The organism is Serratia sarumanii, assembly GCF_029962605.1.
Classification (GTDB): Bacteria; Pseudomonadota; Gammaproteobacteria; order Enterobacterales; family Enterobacteriaceae; genus Serratia; species Serratia sarumanii.
In genome coordinates this window covers 4729394-4744002 of sequence record NZ_CP124750.1, presented here as the reverse complement: position 1 = coordinate 4744002, position 14609 = coordinate 4729394, and the positions used below count along the sequence as shown (strand labels likewise).

13 protein-coding genes are annotated in these 14609 nt (G+C 59.9%); 7 read left to right on the top strand and 6 right to left on the bottom strand.

The features are described 5' to 3' along the window. Window positions 1-83 precede the first annotated feature (83 nt). The 5 genes from SSARUM_RS22535 to ulaG all read right to left on the bottom strand — a co-directional run bounded on the left by SSARUM_RS22535 (window position 84) and on the right by ulaG (window position 4244). Complete coding sequence (locus SSARUM_RS22535; protein ID WP_004930797.1) at window positions 84-842, bottom strand: DeoR/GlpR family transcriptional regulator; 759 nt, start codon at window positions 840-842, stop codon at window positions 84-86. Window positions 843-892: 50 nt separating this feature from the next. After that, window positions 893-1729 carry a rhomboid family intramembrane serine protease GlpG gene (gene glpG, locus SSARUM_RS22530; RefSeq protein WP_041037039.1) on the bottom strand — a complete coding sequence of 279 codons (837 nt, stop codon included), beginning with the start codon at window positions 1727-1729 and terminating at the stop codon, window positions 893-895. 171 nt (window positions 1730-1900) lie between these two features. After that, window positions 1901-2227, bottom strand: coding sequence for a thiosulfate sulfurtransferase GlpE (gene glpE / locus SSARUM_RS22525; RefSeq protein WP_060431159.1), 327 nt, complete (start codon window positions 2225-2227; stop codon window positions 1901-1903). An 84-nt stretch (window positions 2228-2311) separates the two neighbouring features. Further along, a complete protein-coding gene (gene ulaR / locus SSARUM_RS22520) occupies window positions 2312-3067 on the bottom strand; it encodes an HTH-type transcriptional regulator UlaR (RefSeq protein WP_033636329.1) in 756 nt (251 codons plus the stop codon). A gap of 112 nt (window positions 3068-3179) precedes the next feature. Continuing rightward, on the bottom strand, window positions 3180-4244 hold the full coding sequence (ulaG, locus tag SSARUM_RS22515) for an L-ascorbate 6-phosphate lactonase (protein WP_060388425.1): 1065 nt from the start codon (window positions 4242-4244) through the stop codon (window positions 3180-3182). A 354-nt stretch (window positions 4245-4598) separates the two neighbouring features. Here ulaG and ulaA point away from each other — a divergent pair, with 354 nt between their 5' ends. The 6 genes from ulaA to SSARUM_RS22485 are packed head-to-tail and all read left to right on the top strand — an operon-like array spanning window position 4599 to window position 9025. Next, complete coding sequence (gene ulaA / locus SSARUM_RS22510; protein WP_060420152.1) at window positions 4599-5996, top strand: PTS ascorbate transporter subunit IIC; 1398 nt, start codon at window positions 4599-4601, stop codon at window positions 5994-5996. A gap of 14 nt (window positions 5997-6010) precedes the next feature. Further along, on the top strand, window positions 6011-6319 hold the full coding sequence (gene ulaB, locus SSARUM_RS22505) for a PTS ascorbate transporter subunit IIB (protein WP_033636327.1): 309 nt from the start codon (window positions 6011-6013) through the stop codon (window positions 6317-6319). A gap of 10 nt (window positions 6320-6329) precedes the next feature. Further along, the gene (ulaC, locus tag SSARUM_RS22500; protein WP_033649344.1) at window positions 6330-6797 is read left to right on the top strand and encodes a PTS ascorbate transporter subunit IIA; all 468 of its coding nucleotides are present in this window, start codon (window positions 6330-6332) and stop codon (window positions 6795-6797) included. 16 nt (window positions 6798-6813) lie between these two features. Then, complete coding sequence (locus SSARUM_RS22495) at window positions 6814-7470, top strand: 3-keto-L-gulonate-6-phosphate decarboxylase UlaD (RefSeq protein ID WP_033649343.1); 657 nt, start codon at window positions 6814-6816, stop codon at window positions 7468-7470. A 9-nt stretch (window positions 7471-7479) separates the two neighbouring features. After that, on the top strand, window positions 7480-8388 hold the full coding sequence (locus SSARUM_RS22490; protein ID WP_060431161.1) for an L-ribulose-5-phosphate 3-epimerase: 909 nt from the start codon (window positions 7480-7482) through the stop codon (window positions 8386-8388). After that, the gene (locus tag SSARUM_RS22485) at window positions 8339-9025 is read left to right on the top strand and encodes an L-ribulose-5-phosphate 4-epimerase (RefSeq protein ID WP_033649394.1); all 687 of its coding nucleotides are present in this window, start codon (window positions 8339-8341) and stop codon (window positions 9023-9025) included. The genes SSARUM_RS22490 and SSARUM_RS22485 overlap by 50 nt, the downstream gene beginning before the upstream one ends. Window positions 9026-9028: 3 nt before the next feature. Here the strand turns inward: SSARUM_RS22485 and malT are convergent, their stop codons facing one another. After that, the gene (gene malT / locus SSARUM_RS22480; RefSeq protein ID WP_033649340.1) at window positions 9029-11743 is read right to left on the bottom strand and encodes an HTH-type transcriptional regulator MalT; all 2715 of its coding nucleotides are present in this window, start codon (window positions 11741-11743) and stop codon (window positions 9029-9031) included. Window positions 11744-12203: 460 nt separating this feature from the next. Here malT and malP point away from each other — a divergent pair, with 460 nt between their 5' ends. Beyond that, the gene (malP, locus tag SSARUM_RS22475; protein WP_033649338.1) at window positions 12204-14609 is read left to right on the top strand and encodes a maltodextrin phosphorylase; all 2406 of its coding nucleotides are present in this window, start codon (window positions 12204-12206) and stop codon (window positions 14607-14609) included.

Below are 14609 nucleotides of genomic sequence, written 5' to 3'. Positions count from 1 at the left end.
CGCGGGCGGGCAAACGGCTGTCGAAAAGGGGGCGTCGGGGGTGGGAAACGGGGCGGCGGCGCGCCCCGCGGATTAACGGCGGATCAGCACAGCTCCAGCTGCACGTCGTACTGCTCGATGATTTTCATCACGCTCGGCGGCGGCAACTGGTCGGTAAACAGGTAGTCGATCAGATTCATGTTGCCCAGGTTGACCATGGCGTTGCGGCCGAATTTGGAGTGGTCGGTGACCAGCATTACGCAGCGGGAATTTTCTATAATCGCGCGTTTGGTGCGCACTTCGTGATAGTCGAATTCGAGCAGCGAGCCGTCCATATCGATGCCGCTGATGCCGAGAATGCCGTAATCGAGGCGGAATTGGGAGATAAAGTCCAGGGTGGCTTCGCCCATGATGCCGCCGTCGCGGGTGCGCACTTCGCCGCCGGCCAGGATCAGACGGAAGTCTTCCTTGGCGGTCAGCAGGGTGGCGACGTTGAGGTTGTTGGTGACCACGCGCAGGTTCTTGTGGTTCATCAGCGCATGGGCCACCGCTTCCGGCGTGGTGCCGATATCGATGAACAGCGTGGCGCCGTCCGGGATCTGGCTGGCGACGCGCTGCGCGATGCGGGCCTTCTCTTCCGACCACATCACCTTGCGATCGTTATAGGCAGCGTTGACCGAGCTGGAAGGCAGCGCCGCGCCGCCGTGGTGACGCTGGATCTTGTTCTGGTCGGCCAGGTCATTCAAATCGCGGCGAATCGTTTGCGGGCTGACGTCAAAATGTTCCACCAGCTCTTCCGTGCTGACGTAACCCTGCAGGCGCACCAGCTCGATAATTGCGTCATGACGCTGTGTTTGCTTCACGATAATCCCCTAAAACGCCCGCTATGCCCGCTGGGCACAGCTCCCGGCTGTTATTGTTCGTTGTGTGCGCGATGACGCGTATCCCAAAATGCCATCAATAACCCTAACACTAAACCGGCTACGTGTGCCGCGTTGGCGATCGACATTCCTAAAATATCGAAATATCCGGCCACCAGCCACAGCACCGAGAACGCCATCAGGCCGCGCGGCAGCATCAGGCCGCGCTCCGGCGCCCGTTCGCCCGACAGCCAGACATAGCCCATCAGCGCATAAACCACGCCCGACAGCCCGCCGAACAGCGCGCCGCTGAACAGCGATTGCGCCCAGCCGCTGAAGAAGGCCGACACCACCGCCAGCACGAACAGCTTGCCGGCACCGAGGCGTTTTTCCATCTGGCCGCCGAGATACCACCACCACATCAGGTTAAACAGAATATGCAGCAGGGAGAAGTGCAGGAACGCATGGCTGACCCAGCGCCACAGCTGCGTGTATTGGCTGCTGTTTTGCGGCCAGGAGAGCCAGTACATCACGGTGTCGTCGCCCAGCGCCTGCATCAGAATATAGACCGCGATGCACAGCACCATCACGCCGAGCGTCAGCGGCCCGGCCTTGCTGCGCAGGGTGTGCAAATAGGATTCGCTCTGATAGTGCAGGCCGGCGTCGGTATGGCCGGTCTGCCAACTGGCGGCCTGATAACGGCGGTTGAGCGGATCGGTCAGAAACTGCTGCAGCTCGTGTTGCACCTGCTCGAGGTGAACGTCGTCGGCCAGCCAGATTTCCGCCGCCTCGCCGCTGTTGCGCAGCTCAAGCCGGATGCCCTGGGTCGCCATATAGTCGACAAAGGCCAGCGCCAGGCGCGGGTTGGATACGGCGATTACTCTAACCATTGCTCTTCCGTCGTAAGTGAATGATTTTGGCCGCGGCTTGCCCGCCGGCGACCCTGACGGCCGATTATAACGTCGAAATCCTGAGCGCTGGCAAACGGATCTGCGAAAAACCCGCGAAAACGCGCACAAAATCGAAGGGGAAGCCCGCCGACGCACGGCGGGCGGCGGGGATCAGGCAGAGGTTTCCACGTCTTGCGGATACTGGCGGGCCCAGGCCTCGAAGCCGCCGTCGATGCTGTAGACCGCGTCGAACCCCTGGTGCAGCAGGTACTGCGCCGCGCTGCGGCTGCTGTTGCCGTGGTAGCACATCACCATTACCGGCCGCTCGAAGTCGTTTTGCTGCATAAAGGCCGACAGGGTGGCATTGGTGAGGTGAAAGGCGCCCGGCGTATGCCCGGCTTCAAAACTTTGCGGATCGCGGATGTCGACCAGGGCGGCGCTGCCCTCTTTCCAGCAGGCGTACGCTTGCTCAACGTTGATCGCTTCGAACTGTTCCATACTGCTGACTGCCTCGTAATTGGGGGACGCCGCTATTGTAACCAACTCTGCGGCGTTTAAGACCAGAGCAAGGGTGTGGTTTTGTCACACCAGCAGCACTTCAACGCCCTGTTGACGCAGTTGCTCAACGATCGCCGGATTGGCAGCGCGGCCGGTGATCACCATGGCGATTTGCTCGGTGCGGCTGAACAGCATGCCGGCGCGTTGGCCGACTTTGCTGCTGTCGACCAGCACCACCAGTTTACCGACGTAGTTGAGCATCTTTTGCTCCGCCATGGCGGTCAGCATATCCGTTTTATACAAACCCTCGGCGGTAAGGCCGATACCGCTGGTGAACATCCAGTGCCCGGCGTACAGCGTCGCGTCGCCGTCCTGAGGCGCCAGGGTAATCGACTGAGTCTTGTTGTACTGGCCACCCATGATCACCACGCTGTCATGGTCCTGTTCGATCAGGTAGTTGGCCAGCGGCAGGTAGTTGGTGATCACCTGAACCGGCTTGCCGCAAATTTCACGCCCCAGCAGAAATGCGGTGGAACCGCAGTTGATCACCACGCTTTCGCCCGGCTGACAGAGTTGCGCCGCCGCTGCCGCGATGCGCATTTTTTCATCGAGATGCTGGGTTTGATGGATGTTGAGCGGCGTCCAGGCCGGGCGCGGGGTTTGCGTGGCTTCGGCGCCGTTGCGCACTTTGCGCAATTTGCCAATTTCATTCAGTTTGTTGATGTCCCGGCGCGCGGTGGCCGGAGAGATGTCAAACGCCGCGATCACGTCCGCCACGGAGATTTGCCCCTTGCGATGCAAGAGATCGAGAATGGCATTGTGGCGTTGGGACTCTGTCATGCGGGCTCCATCAGGGTGAGAAGAACGTCGTTGCTTTCGATTATATGCGCGCCGTTTGACGATTTGAATCATTGCCGTTCAAAAGCGCGCATCAGTATGCAACACCGGTTGATTACAAGAAAGACTTGAAGGGCAGGTCGGGTTCCTGGGTGAAACAATCATCGAACCCGCGCGGATAGTGATATTCCAGATTGTCTTTGTCCTGCGGCCAGATGAACTTGCCGCCAACCTGCCAGATAAAGGGTTTGAAACCGTACTTGAGCCGATCCTTTTTCATGTCCCACAACACGCGGATCTCCTGCGGGTCTGCCTGGAAATTCGACCAAATATCGTGGTGGAAGGGGATCACGACCTTGGCGTTCAACGATTCCGCCATGCGCAAGATGTCGGCGCTGGTCATCTTGTCGGTAATGCCGCGTGGGTTCTCGCCGTAGGAGCCGAGGGCGACATCAATGTGGTGATCGTTGCCGTGCTTGGCGTAATAGTTGGAGTAGTGAGAATCGCCGCTGTGATAAAGGTTGCCGCCCGGCGTTTTGAACAGGTAGTTGACCGCACGCAGATCCATGCCGTCCGGCAGTACGCCCGCGGCCTTTTGTTCCACCGGTAATGTGATCAGCGCCGTGCGATCGAAAGCATCCAACGCATGAATTTCGACGTCTTTGATTTTTATCACGTCGCCAGGTTTGACGGTGATGCAGCGCTCCGGCGGCACGCCCCAGCCGATCCAGATATCTACGCAGCTTTGCGGCCCGATAAACGGGACGGTGGGGGCGCAGTTCTGCAGCACTGCCGCCGCGACGTTCACATCGATATGGTCATTGTGATCGTGAGTGGCCAAGACGGCGTCGAGCTGCGTAATGGCGAACGGATCGAGCACGAATGGGGTGGTGCGCAGGTTCGGTTGCAGTTTACGCACCCCGGCCATGCGCTGCATTTGGTGGCCGGTTTTCATCAGCGGGTTGCCGTGACTCTGCTTGCCGGTGCCGCACCAGAAATCGACGCACAGGTTGGCGCCTTCTTCAGACTTGAGCCAGATGCCGGTGCAGCCCAGCCACCACATGGCGAAAGTACCGGGCGCGACGTTCTCCTGCTCTATCTCTTCGTTCAGCCAGGTGCCCCATTCGGGAAAGGTGTTCAATATCCAGGACTCGCGGGTGATGTCGTTGACTTTACTCATGGGTCTTTCCTCGTTGGTGGTGATAATAAAATCACAAATAATCATTTAAGGATTTTATGTGATTTGTTTTGATCGAATCTAGCACCGTTTTTTTCAACTGACAACGATCGAAATACACGTAAACGCCGCCGAATTTACGCGCTGTGCCGGCGTTTTCTCCCCTTTTCGTTTGATTAACTGCTATTAAATTCAATGGGTAATAAAGTGTAAGTCGTCTAATTCATTGAATGTTAGTGGAATTGATTTTTAACTTGCGAGGTTGTTCACAAATAATCATTTATGATCTTTTTGTGATTTATTGTGATTGGTATGGTGAAGGCGTTACCTGCATGCCAACCTTTTCGGGAGAGCCGTATGGAAACTCTTTACACCATCTTCATCGTCTTTTTTAACCAGGTGATGACCAATGCACCGCTGCTGCTGGGGCTGGTTACACTGCTGGGTTACACGTTGCTGCGCAAAAGCGCGGCGGTCATCATCAAAGGCACCATCAAGACCATTATCGGTTTCATGTTATTGCAGGCCGGCTCCGGCATCCTGACCGGCACGTTCAAACCCGTTGTGGCGAAGTTGTCCGAGGTATACGGCATCAACGGGGCGATTTCGGACACCTATGCTTCGATGATGGCCACCATCGAACGTATGGGGGACGCCTACAGCTGGGTCGGCTACGCGGTATTGCTGGCATTGGCGCTGAACATTCTCTACGTACTGCTGCGGCGTATTACCGGGATTCGTACCATCATGCTCACCGGCCACATCATGTTTCAGCAGGTCGGGCTGATCGCGGTATTTTTCTACATTCTGGGTTACGGCATGTGGACGACGGTATTGTGCAGCGCGCTATTGGCTTCACTGTACTGGGGCATCACCTCCAACATGATGTTCAAGCCGACGCAGGCGGTAACGGAAAACAGCGGCTTCTCGATCGGGCATCAACAGCAGTTCGCTTCGTGGCTGGCCTACAAGGCCGCACCGTATCTCGGTAAAAAAGAGGACAGCGTGGAAGATCTGAAGCTGCCCGGGTGGCTGAACATTTTCCATGACAACATCGTGTCCACCGCCATCGTGATGACGCTGTTTTTCGGCATCATTCTGTGCTCGTTCGGCTTGGACACTCTGCAGGCGATGGCCGGTAAAACCCACTGGAGCATTTATATCCTGCAAACCGGGCTGATGTTCGCGGTGGCGATTTTCATCATCGTGCAGGGCGTGCGCATGTTCGTCGCCGAATTGACCGAGGCCTTTAACGGCATATCCCAACGTCTGATCCCCGGCGCGGTACTGGCCATCGACTGCGCCGCCATTTATAGCTTCGCGCCCAACGCCGTGGTGTGGGGTTTTATGTGGGGCACCATCGGCCAACTGATCGCCGTCGGCATACTGTTGGCGCTCGGCTCTTCCATCATGATCATTCCCGGTTTCATTCCCATGTTCTTTTCTAACGCCACCATCGGCGTATTCGCTAACCACTTCGGCGGCTGGCGCGCGGCGATGAAGATCTGTCTGGTGATGGGAATGATAGAGATCTTCGGCTGCGTGTGGGCCATCAAACTGACCGGGCTAAGCGCCTGGATGGGCATGGCGGACTGGTCGATTCTGGCGCCGCCGCTGATGCAGGGGCTGAGTCTGGGCCTGTGGTTTATGGGGGTGGTGATCGTTATCGCCCTGCTGTACATGTTCTTCGCCGGACGCACCCTGCGTGCGGAAGAAGATGCTGAAAAACAATCGGTTGAACCAGCGTCACGTTAATAGGAGTGCAGATTATGACGGTACGAATCCTGGCGGTATGCGGTTGCGGGCAAGGCAGTTCCATGATCATGAAAATGAAAGTCGACCAATTTTTAACGCAGCAAGGTGTGAATCATTCGGTCAACAGCTGTGCGGTGGGGGAATACAAATCCGAGTTGAACGGGGCCGACATCATCATTGCTTCCACCCATGTCGCCGACGAAATCGTCGTGAGCGGCAACAAATATGTGGTTGGGGTGCGCAATATGCTCTCGGCGGCGGACTTCGGCCCGAAGCTGATGGAAGTTATCGGCACGCATTTTCCGCAAGATTTGAAGCAGTAAGGAGCGAGTGATGAAGCTGAGCGATTCGTTGGCGCAAAACAACGCCATCCAACTGCAGGCGGAGGCTGCTGACTGGCGGCAGGCGGTGCGGTTGGGCGTCGATTTGCTGGTGGCTGCCGGGGTGGTGGAACCGCGCTATTTCGACGCCATTTTGGCCGGCGTCGACCGGCACGGCCCTTACTTCGTGCTGGCGCCGGGCCTGGCGATGCCGCACGGCCGGCCGGAGGAAGGGGTGCTGAAAACCGGCTTCGCCTTGGTCACCTTGAAAACGCCGGTGTGTTTCGGCGATGAGGACAACGATCCGATAGACATCTTGATCACCCTGGCGGCGGTGGACGCCAAAACGCATCAGGAGGTGGGGATCATGCAAGTGGTGAATCTGTTTGAAGATGAGGCGAACTTCGATCGCTTGCGGGCCTGTCGCCACGCGAGCGAGGTATTGGCGTTGATCGACAAAACGTCTACGGCGGCGAATTGATTGAAGGAGACAAACAATGAACACGCAGTTACCGATGTTGCAGGTGGCGCTGGATAACCTGTCCATGGCCGCGGCTTACGATACGACTCGCCTGATCGCGGCCGAAGTCGACATCATCGAAGTCGGCACTATTTTGTGCGTGGCGGAAGGCGTGCGCGCCGTGCGCGATCTGAAAGCGCTGTATCCGGATCGCATCGTGTTGGCGGACGCAAAAATCGCCGATGCGGGTCAGATTTTGGCGCGAATGTGCTTCGAGGCGCATGCCGATTGGATCACGGTGATCTGCTGTGCCGACATCAATACGGTCAAGGGCGCCCTGCAGGTAGCGCATGAGTTCGGTGGCGACGTGCAGATCGAACTGACGGGGTTCTGGACCTGGGAACAGGCGCAGGCGTGGCGTGAAGCGGGAATGGGTCAGGTGGTGTACCACCGCAGCCGCGATGCGCAGGCCGCAGGGGTCGCATGGAGCGAAGACGATATCCGCGCGGTGCGTCGCCTGAGCGAGATGGGTTTTAAGGTGACGGTCACCGGCGGACTGGCGCTGGAGGATTTGCCTCTGTTCCAGGGCATTCCCATCCACGTCTTTATCGCCGGACGCAGCATTCGCGATGCCGCCGATCCGGTCGCGGCGGCGCGGGAATTTAAATCCGTCATTGCCCAGCTGTGGGGCTGAGGAGCGGTTATGTTGCACAAATCCGTGCCGTTGGGCATCTATGAGAAAGCGTTGCCGCCGGGCGAGGACTGGCTGACGCGCCTGCAACTGGCGGGTGAGTTGGGATTCGATTTCGTTGAAATGTCGATCGATGAAAGCGACGGCCGCCTGGCGCGGCTGGACTGGAGCGCTGAACAGCGGCTCGCCTTGGTTAGCGCCGTTGCGGCGAGCGGTGTGCGCGTCCCTTCTTTATGCCTCAGCGCCCACCGGCGTTTTCCGTTGGGCAGTGCAGACGACACCACGCGCGACCGGGGACTGGAGATCGTGCGAAAAGCTATTCGGCTGGCGCAGGATACCGGTATCCGGGTGATCCAACTGGCCGGGTATGACGTTTATTACCAGCAGTCAACTGCACAGACCCGCGCCCGGTTCCGTGCCGGATTGGCGCAGGCGGTGGAGATGGCCAGCCGTGCGCAGGTCATGCTGGCGATGGAAATCATGGACTATCCGCTGATGAACTCGATCAGCAAGGCGCTGGGCTATGCCCACTACCTGAATAACCCGTGGTTTCAGCTGTACCCGGACATCGGCAACTTGTCTGCCTGGGACAACGATGTGCCGATGGAGCTCATGGTCGGGCGCGGACATATCGTGGCGGTACACGTTAAGGATACGCGGCCGGGGGAGTTTAAGAATGTGCCGTTCGGCGAGGGCGTGGTCGATTTCGTGCGCTGTTTCGAAACGCTGTTGCAGAGCGGCTATCGCGGCCCCTATCTGCTCGAGATGTGGAGCGAGAAAGCGGACGATCCGCTGCGGGCGGTGCGGGAGGCGCGAGCCTGGGTGATTGAACGCATGGTCGAGGCCGGGTTGGAAATAAGGGGGGAGCATGCTGGATCAACTGAAAAGTCAGGTGTACCGAGCCAATATGGCGTTGCCTGAGCACGGGCTGGTGACCTATACCTGGGGCAATGTCAGCGGCATCGATCGGGCCAGTGGGCTGGTGGTGATCAAACCCAGCGGCGTACCTTATGAAACGATGCGGGCTGAGGATATGGTGGTGGTGAATGCGCGAGGTGAGGTTGTCGAGGGGCAACTGCGGCCTTCGTCCGATACGCCGACACATTTGGCGCTGTATCGGGCGTTCCCCCAACTCGGCGGTGTGGTGCATACGCACTCTACCCATGCCACCGCCTGGGCGCAGGCGGGTGAAGCGATACCGGCGCTCGGCACCACCCACGCCGACTATTTTTCCGGCGACATTCCTTGTACCCGTGGGCTGACGGCGGAAGAGGTGGCGCGGGAATATGAGCTGAACACCGGTCGGGTGATTATCGAAACCCTGAAAGGGCGTGAACCGCTGCACATTCCCGGCATCCTGGCGTATCAGCATGGCCCGTTCAGTTGGGGAAGGACGCCGGATGAGGCGGTGCATAACGCCGTGGTGTTGGAGGAGGTGGCGAAAATGGCGTGGATCAGCCGGGATATTAACCCCGGCCTGAAACGGATCGATGACTATCTGCTGGAAAAGCATTTCAGCCGCAAACATGGCGCCGGCGCCTATTACGGCCAGCGCTGACTCTCAGGCGCCGTACCCCATCATCTTCAACAGCTGCTGCGCTTGCTGCACCGCTTCCTGGCGATGGGCCACGCCCAGTTTCTGATACAGGTTGCGGATGTGCGTCTTGATGGTGGTGGCCGCCACGTCCAACTCGCCGGCGATCTGGTCGTTGCTGTAGCCGGAATAGATCAGCCCCAGCACCTGCCATTCGCGCTGGGTGAGCGGGCTGGTGCGGATCAGCTCCGGCACCTGCGGATGGGTCAGCAGCTTATCGACGAAGTTCTCGTCAAAATGCGCGAACTTGTGCCGATGATGCTGGTTGATGTCGCGCAGGATGCGCTGGGCGCGATGCTGTTCCAGCTCCGGCAGCGTGTTGAGCTGGATCAGCTGGCGCAGCTGCTGCGCCATCGCTTCGCCCTCGATGACGAAGTGGCTGATAAAGCCGGTGCGGTTGGCCAGCGACAGCGCTTCGATCAGCGCCTGCTGCGCTTCGCCCTTGCGCTCTTGCAGCCAGTAGAGCTGGTTGCTGAGCAGCAGGTTGCGGTTGAGATCGCTCACCAGCCGCAGGCGGCGGGCGTTTTCGTTCAGCTCATCCAGCACCACGCCGGCCTCTTCATACTGGCCGAGCAGGATCTGCACCCGCGCGATGTTGCGCCACTGGCCCTGCGTGAAGTGGTTGTCCGCCATGCCGGGCTTTTCGGTGTGGCGCAGCCACTGGGCAGCGGCGGCGGTGTCGCCGGTCATCTGCCAGTGGATCACCCGCGACTTGTCGGTGTTGGTCAGCCAGTCGCGATGGTAGTGGGCGCCGTGCAGCAGGGTTTCGCAGCGCTGCAGATGGGTATTGGCGTTGTCCAGATCGCCGCGCGCCAGCGAGCATTTGGCCAGCATGGCGATACACTGCAGCTGCTGTTGCGGCTGGTAGTTCGCCAGGATTTTCAGCCCGGTGCGCGCCGCGTCTTCCGCCTCGTCCAGCCGCGACCACGACCACAGGATCTGCGCGCGAATGCGCAGCAGGAACTCGTGCATCGGCAGCTGTTCCAGGTGTTGCTCGCGGATCAGTTCGAACGCCTTGTCCTGGGTTTCGTAAGCGGCCTGCAGGAAGCCCTGGGCGATGAGGATTTCGCTCTGCTGCAGCAGCGCCCAGAGCGCGTAATGGTTGGCCTGATGACGACGCGCCATCTGCTCGGTTTGCTGCATCATCGGCAGCGCGCGCGCCAGTTCGCCCTTGCAGTGGTGCACTTCGCCGGTCACCGAGGTGGCGACGATGCGGCTGTAATAGCTGGACAGCGGCAGGAATTTCAACGCTTCGGTCGCCAGCCGCTCGGCCTCTTCCGGTTTACCGGCGTTGATTGCCACCTGGGCGCGCAAGGCGTCGAACTCGGCGTGCAGCGTTTGGTCTATCTCGATTTTCTGCTCGCGCATGGTGCGCTCGGCGCGCTCCAGCAGGGTGTTGACCTCGCCGTAGCGGTGCTGGCTCTGCGCCAGCCAGGCCTGCAGCAGCGCCAGCTTGGGATTTTGGATCAGGCGCTCATAAGGCAGCGCGTTGAGGCACTCCTCCAGCAAGGCCAGTTCGCTGTGGTGGAACAGCGACCAGGCGTGTTGCAGCAGGATATCGCGCAGCATGCTGACGTCGCTGGCCGCCAGCGCATGGTGAATGGCCTCCGCCGGATACCCCAGCGCCAGCCAGCCCTCGGCGGCGGCGCGGTGCAACCCCGGCAGCTCCAGCGCCAGCTCCCACTGGCAACGCTGGCGCAGGAAAGAAGCGAACAGCGGATGGAAGTTGAACCATTCGCCGGTGTCGTCCATGCGATGGATAAACAGCCCCTGGCGCTCCAGCTCCTCCAGCCGCTGCTGGCCGTTGTCTTCGCCGGTCAGCCGCACGATCAGCGCGTCGTTCATCGAGCGCAGCACCGAACAGCGCAGCAGGAAGGCGCGCGCCTCGGCATCGACGTGATCCAGCACTTCGTCCACCAGATAGTCGGACAGGTGGCTGGCGTTCAGCCCCGCCAGCCGCTTGGCCGACAGCTGAGCCGACGAGGCAGACTGGCGGGCCGACAGCGCGATCAGCTGCAGCGCGGTGGCCCAGCCTTCGACTTCGTCGCACAGGCGGCTGCTGTCCTGCTGTTCCATCGGCGCCGCCAGGCGGCAGTCGAAGAATTGTTTGGCTTCCTGATGGGTAAACGCTAGCTGCTGCGTGCCCATTTCCAGCAGCTGATCGCGCACCCGCAGATTGGCGATGCCGAGCGGCGGCAGGGTGCGCGAGAGCAGGATCAGCGTCAGGTTTTCCGGCTGATGGCGCAGGAAGAAGCGCATGGCTTCGTGAATGGCGTCGTTGGTGATCAGATGGTAGTCGTCGATCACCAGGTACAGCGGCTGGTGCCAGTCGGCCAGCTCGATAAACAGCTGGGCGAACAGCGCCGACAGGCTGGCGTACTGGTGTTTCTGGCTCAGCGCCTCGCTCTTGACGCAGCGGCCGCCGCTGGCCTGCTGCAGCGCGGCGATCAGGTAGCTGGCGAAGCGCTCCGGTTGGTTGTCGCTCTCGTCCAGCGAATACCAGCCCAGATCGGCCTTGCCGGCCGCCCATTGGGCGATCAGCGTGGTTTTTCCGTATCCCGCCGGGCAATTGACCAGTGTCAGGCGATAGTTGCCCGCGCTGGCCAGTTTGGCCAGCAGGCGATCGCGGATCACGGTATTTTGCAGCCGTACCGGGCGGCTCAGTTTTGATGGGATCAGCATAGTATTCCAGGGTATAAATCGCGGTTCCCGCCGGGATTGGAGTGGCGCTAATTATTTTATGGTTCGTAATTAATAGCTCCCCCTAACTTCTGCCAACCCTAAACGTATTGCAACAAGCTTCCGCATCGGCTTGGAGTTAAGTTGCTATCGATCACACTTTTTTACGTTTGGCGTCGGCGCGCGGCGTTGCGGTTGCAGATCGCATTTCCGGCCATGCACAAAACTTCAGCAGTGCGAATACTTGTGCTAACGTCATGGCTAACGTTCTCAGTGCTCGCCGCACGCGTTGGCGGGCTTTTTTGCATCGTTGCAAGGGAGTCAAACAGTGCCTGAGATCACAATTCCAGCTACGCCCCAATCCTCCTCCCCAGCTAATCCCCAGGCGGGATGATGCCGTCAGGCTTTCTCACCGGCACGATAGCGGCAATTTGACCCACTTACTGGATAGAGAGTTTTCCTTATGTCACAGCCTACGCTCAAGAAGGATGCTTTTCTGGCGGCGCTTGCCCGTCAGTGGCAACGGTTCGGCCTCAGTTCCGCACAGCAGATGACGCAACATCAATGGTGGGAAGCCGTCAGTGCGGCGCTGGCCGAGCAGCTGGCCGCACAGCCGGCGCCGCGCAAAAGCGCCAAACCGCTGCGCCACGTGAACTACATCTCGATGGAGTTTCTGATCGGCCGGCTGACGGCGAACAACCTGATCAACCTGGGCTGGTACGACACCGTCGAGCAGGCGCTGGCGGAGCAGAACGTCAAGCTGGCGGATCTGCTGGAGCAGGAAACCGATCCGGCGCTGGGCAACGGCGGGCTGGGGCGGCTGGCGGCCTGTTTCCTTGACTCGATGGCGACGGTGGAGCAACCGGCCACCGGGTATGGGCTGAACTACCAGTACGGGCTGTTCCGTCAGTCGTTCCAGGGTGGGCAGCAGCAAGAGGCGCCGGATAACTGGCAGCGCGAGAGCTACCCGTGGTTCCGCCACAACGCCGCGCTGGCGGTGGACGTGGGCATCGGCGGCAAGCTGGAAAAGCAGGCCGACGGCCGCGAACTGTGGCGCCCGGCCTTCACCCTGCGCGGCGAAGCCTGGGATCTGCCGGTGCTGGGGTATCGCAACGGCGTGGCGCAGCCGCTGCGCCTGTGGCAGGCGACCCATCAGCATCCGTTCAACCTGAGCGATTTCAACGACGGCAAATTCCTGCAGGCGGAGAAGCAGGGCGTAGAAGCCGACAAGCTGACCAAGGTGCTCTACCCGAACGACAACCATCAGGCCGGCAAGCGCCTGCGCCTGATGCAGCAGTATTTCCAGTGCGCCTGCTCGGTGGCGGACATTTTGCGCAAGCACCATCAGGCCGGCCGCAAGATTGAAGAGCTGCCGAAGTACGAAGTGATCCAGCTGAACGACACCCACCCGACCATCGCCATTCCGGAAATGCTGCGCATTCTGCTGGACGAACACCAGCTGGAGTGGGAGGCGGCCTGGGCGATCACCAGCAACACTTTCGCCTATACCAACCACACCCTGATGCCGGAAGCGCTGGAGTGCTGGGATGAAAAACTGGTGCGCAGCCTGCTGCCGCGCCATTTCTCCATCATCAAACAGATCAACGCCAGGTTCAAAAAGCTGGTGGATAAGCACTGGCCGGGCGACGAGGCGGTGTGGGCCAAACTGGCGGTGCACCACAACAAGCAGGTGCGCATGGCCAACCTGTGCGTGGTCAGCGGCTTTGCGGTCAACGGCGTGGCGCAGCTGCACTCGGATTTGGTGGTGAAGGATCTGTTCCCGGAATATCACCAGCTGTGGCCGAACAAATTCCATAACGTCACCAACGGCATCACGCCGCGCCGCTGGCTGAAACAGTGCAACCCGGCGCTGTCGGGCCTGATCGACGAGACGCTGAAGGTGGAATGGGCGAACGATCTCGACGCGTTGCGCGGGCTGGAAAAATTCGCCGACGACGCGGCGTTCCGCCAGCGTTATCAGCAGATCAAACGCGACAACAAGGTGGCGCTGGCCCATTACGTGCACGGTGTGATGGGGTTGACGCTCGACCCGGACGCGATTTTCGACGTGCAGATCAAGCGCCTGCACGAGTACAAACGCCAGCACCTGAACCTGCTGCACATCCTGTCGCTGTATCGCCAGCTGCGCGACAACCCGAATCTGGACATCGTGCCGCGCGTCTTCCTGTTCGGCGCCAAGGCGGCGCCGGGCTACTACCTGGCGAAGAACATCATTTACGCGATCAACCAGGCGGCCGAGAAGATCAATAACGATCCGCTGGTGAAAGACCGCCTGAAAGTGGCGTTCATTCCCGACTACCGCGTGTCGGTGGCCGAACTGATGATCCCGGCGGCGGATATCTCCGAGCAGATCTCCACCGCTGGCAAAGAGGCCTCCGGCACCGGCAATATGAAGCTGGCGCTGAACGGCGCGCTGACGGTCGGCACGCTGGACGGCGCCAACGTCGAAATCGCCGAGCAGGTGGGCGAAGACAATATCTTTATCTTCGGCAATACCGTGGAGCAGGTGAAGGCGATACTGGCGAAGGGCTATGATCCGCTCAGCTACCGAAAGAAAGACAAGCACCTGAAGGCGATTTTGGATGAGCTGGCGAGCGGCGCGTTCAGCCACGGCGACAAGCACGCGTTCGACATGATGCTGCACAGCCTGCTGGAGGGCGGCGATCCTTATCTGGTGTTGGCGGACTTCGCCTCGTATTGCCAGGCGCAAAGCCGGGTCGATGAACTGTACCGCGATCGGGACGAATGGACGCGGCGGACTATCCTTAACACCGCGCGCGTCGGCATGTTCAGCTCGGATCGTTCGATCCGCGATTACCAGCAGCGCATCTGGCAAGCCAAACGTTAA

Excerpts from the sequence above, each read along its gene's own strand:
- glpG (WP_041037039.1), bottom strand. The coding sequence starts at position 1,729 with ATGGTTAGAGTAATCGCCGTATCCAACCCGCGCCTGGCGCTGGCCTTT.
- glpE (WP_060431159.1), bottom strand. The coding sequence starts at position 2,227 with ATGGAACAGTTCGAAGCGATCAACGTTGAGCAAGCGTACGCCTGCTGG.
- ulaR (WP_033636329.1), bottom strand. The coding sequence starts at position 3,067 with ATGACAGAGTCCCAACGCCACAATGCCATTCTCGATCTCTTGCATCGC.
- ulaG (WP_060388425.1), bottom strand. The coding sequence starts at position 4,244 with ATGAGTAAAGTCAACGACATCACCCGCGAGTCCTGGATATTGAACACC.
- ulaA (WP_060420152.1), top strand. The coding sequence starts at position 4,599 with ATGGAAACTCTTTACACCATCTTCATCGTCTTTTTTAACCAGGTGATG.
- ulaB (WP_033636327.1), top strand. The coding sequence starts at position 6,011 with ATGACGGTACGAATCCTGGCGGTATGCGGTTGCGGGCAAGGCAGTTCC.
- ulaC (WP_033649344.1), top strand. The coding sequence starts at position 6,330 with ATGAAGCTGAGCGATTCGTTGGCGCAAAACAACGCCATCCAACTGCAG.
- SSARUM_RS22495 (WP_033649343.1), top strand. The coding sequence starts at position 6,814 with ATGAACACGCAGTTACCGATGTTGCAGGTGGCGCTGGATAACCTGTCC.
- SSARUM_RS22490 (WP_060431161.1), top strand. The coding sequence starts at position 7,480 with ATGTTGCACAAATCCGTGCCGTTGGGCATCTATGAGAAAGCGTTGCCG.
- malT (WP_033649340.1), bottom strand. The coding sequence starts at position 11,743 with ATGCTGATCCCATCAAAACTGAGCCGCCCGGTACGGCTGCAAAATACC.
- malP (WP_033649338.1), top strand. The coding sequence starts at position 12,204 with ATGTCACAGCCTACGCTCAAGAAGGATGCTTTTCTGGCGGCGCTTGCC.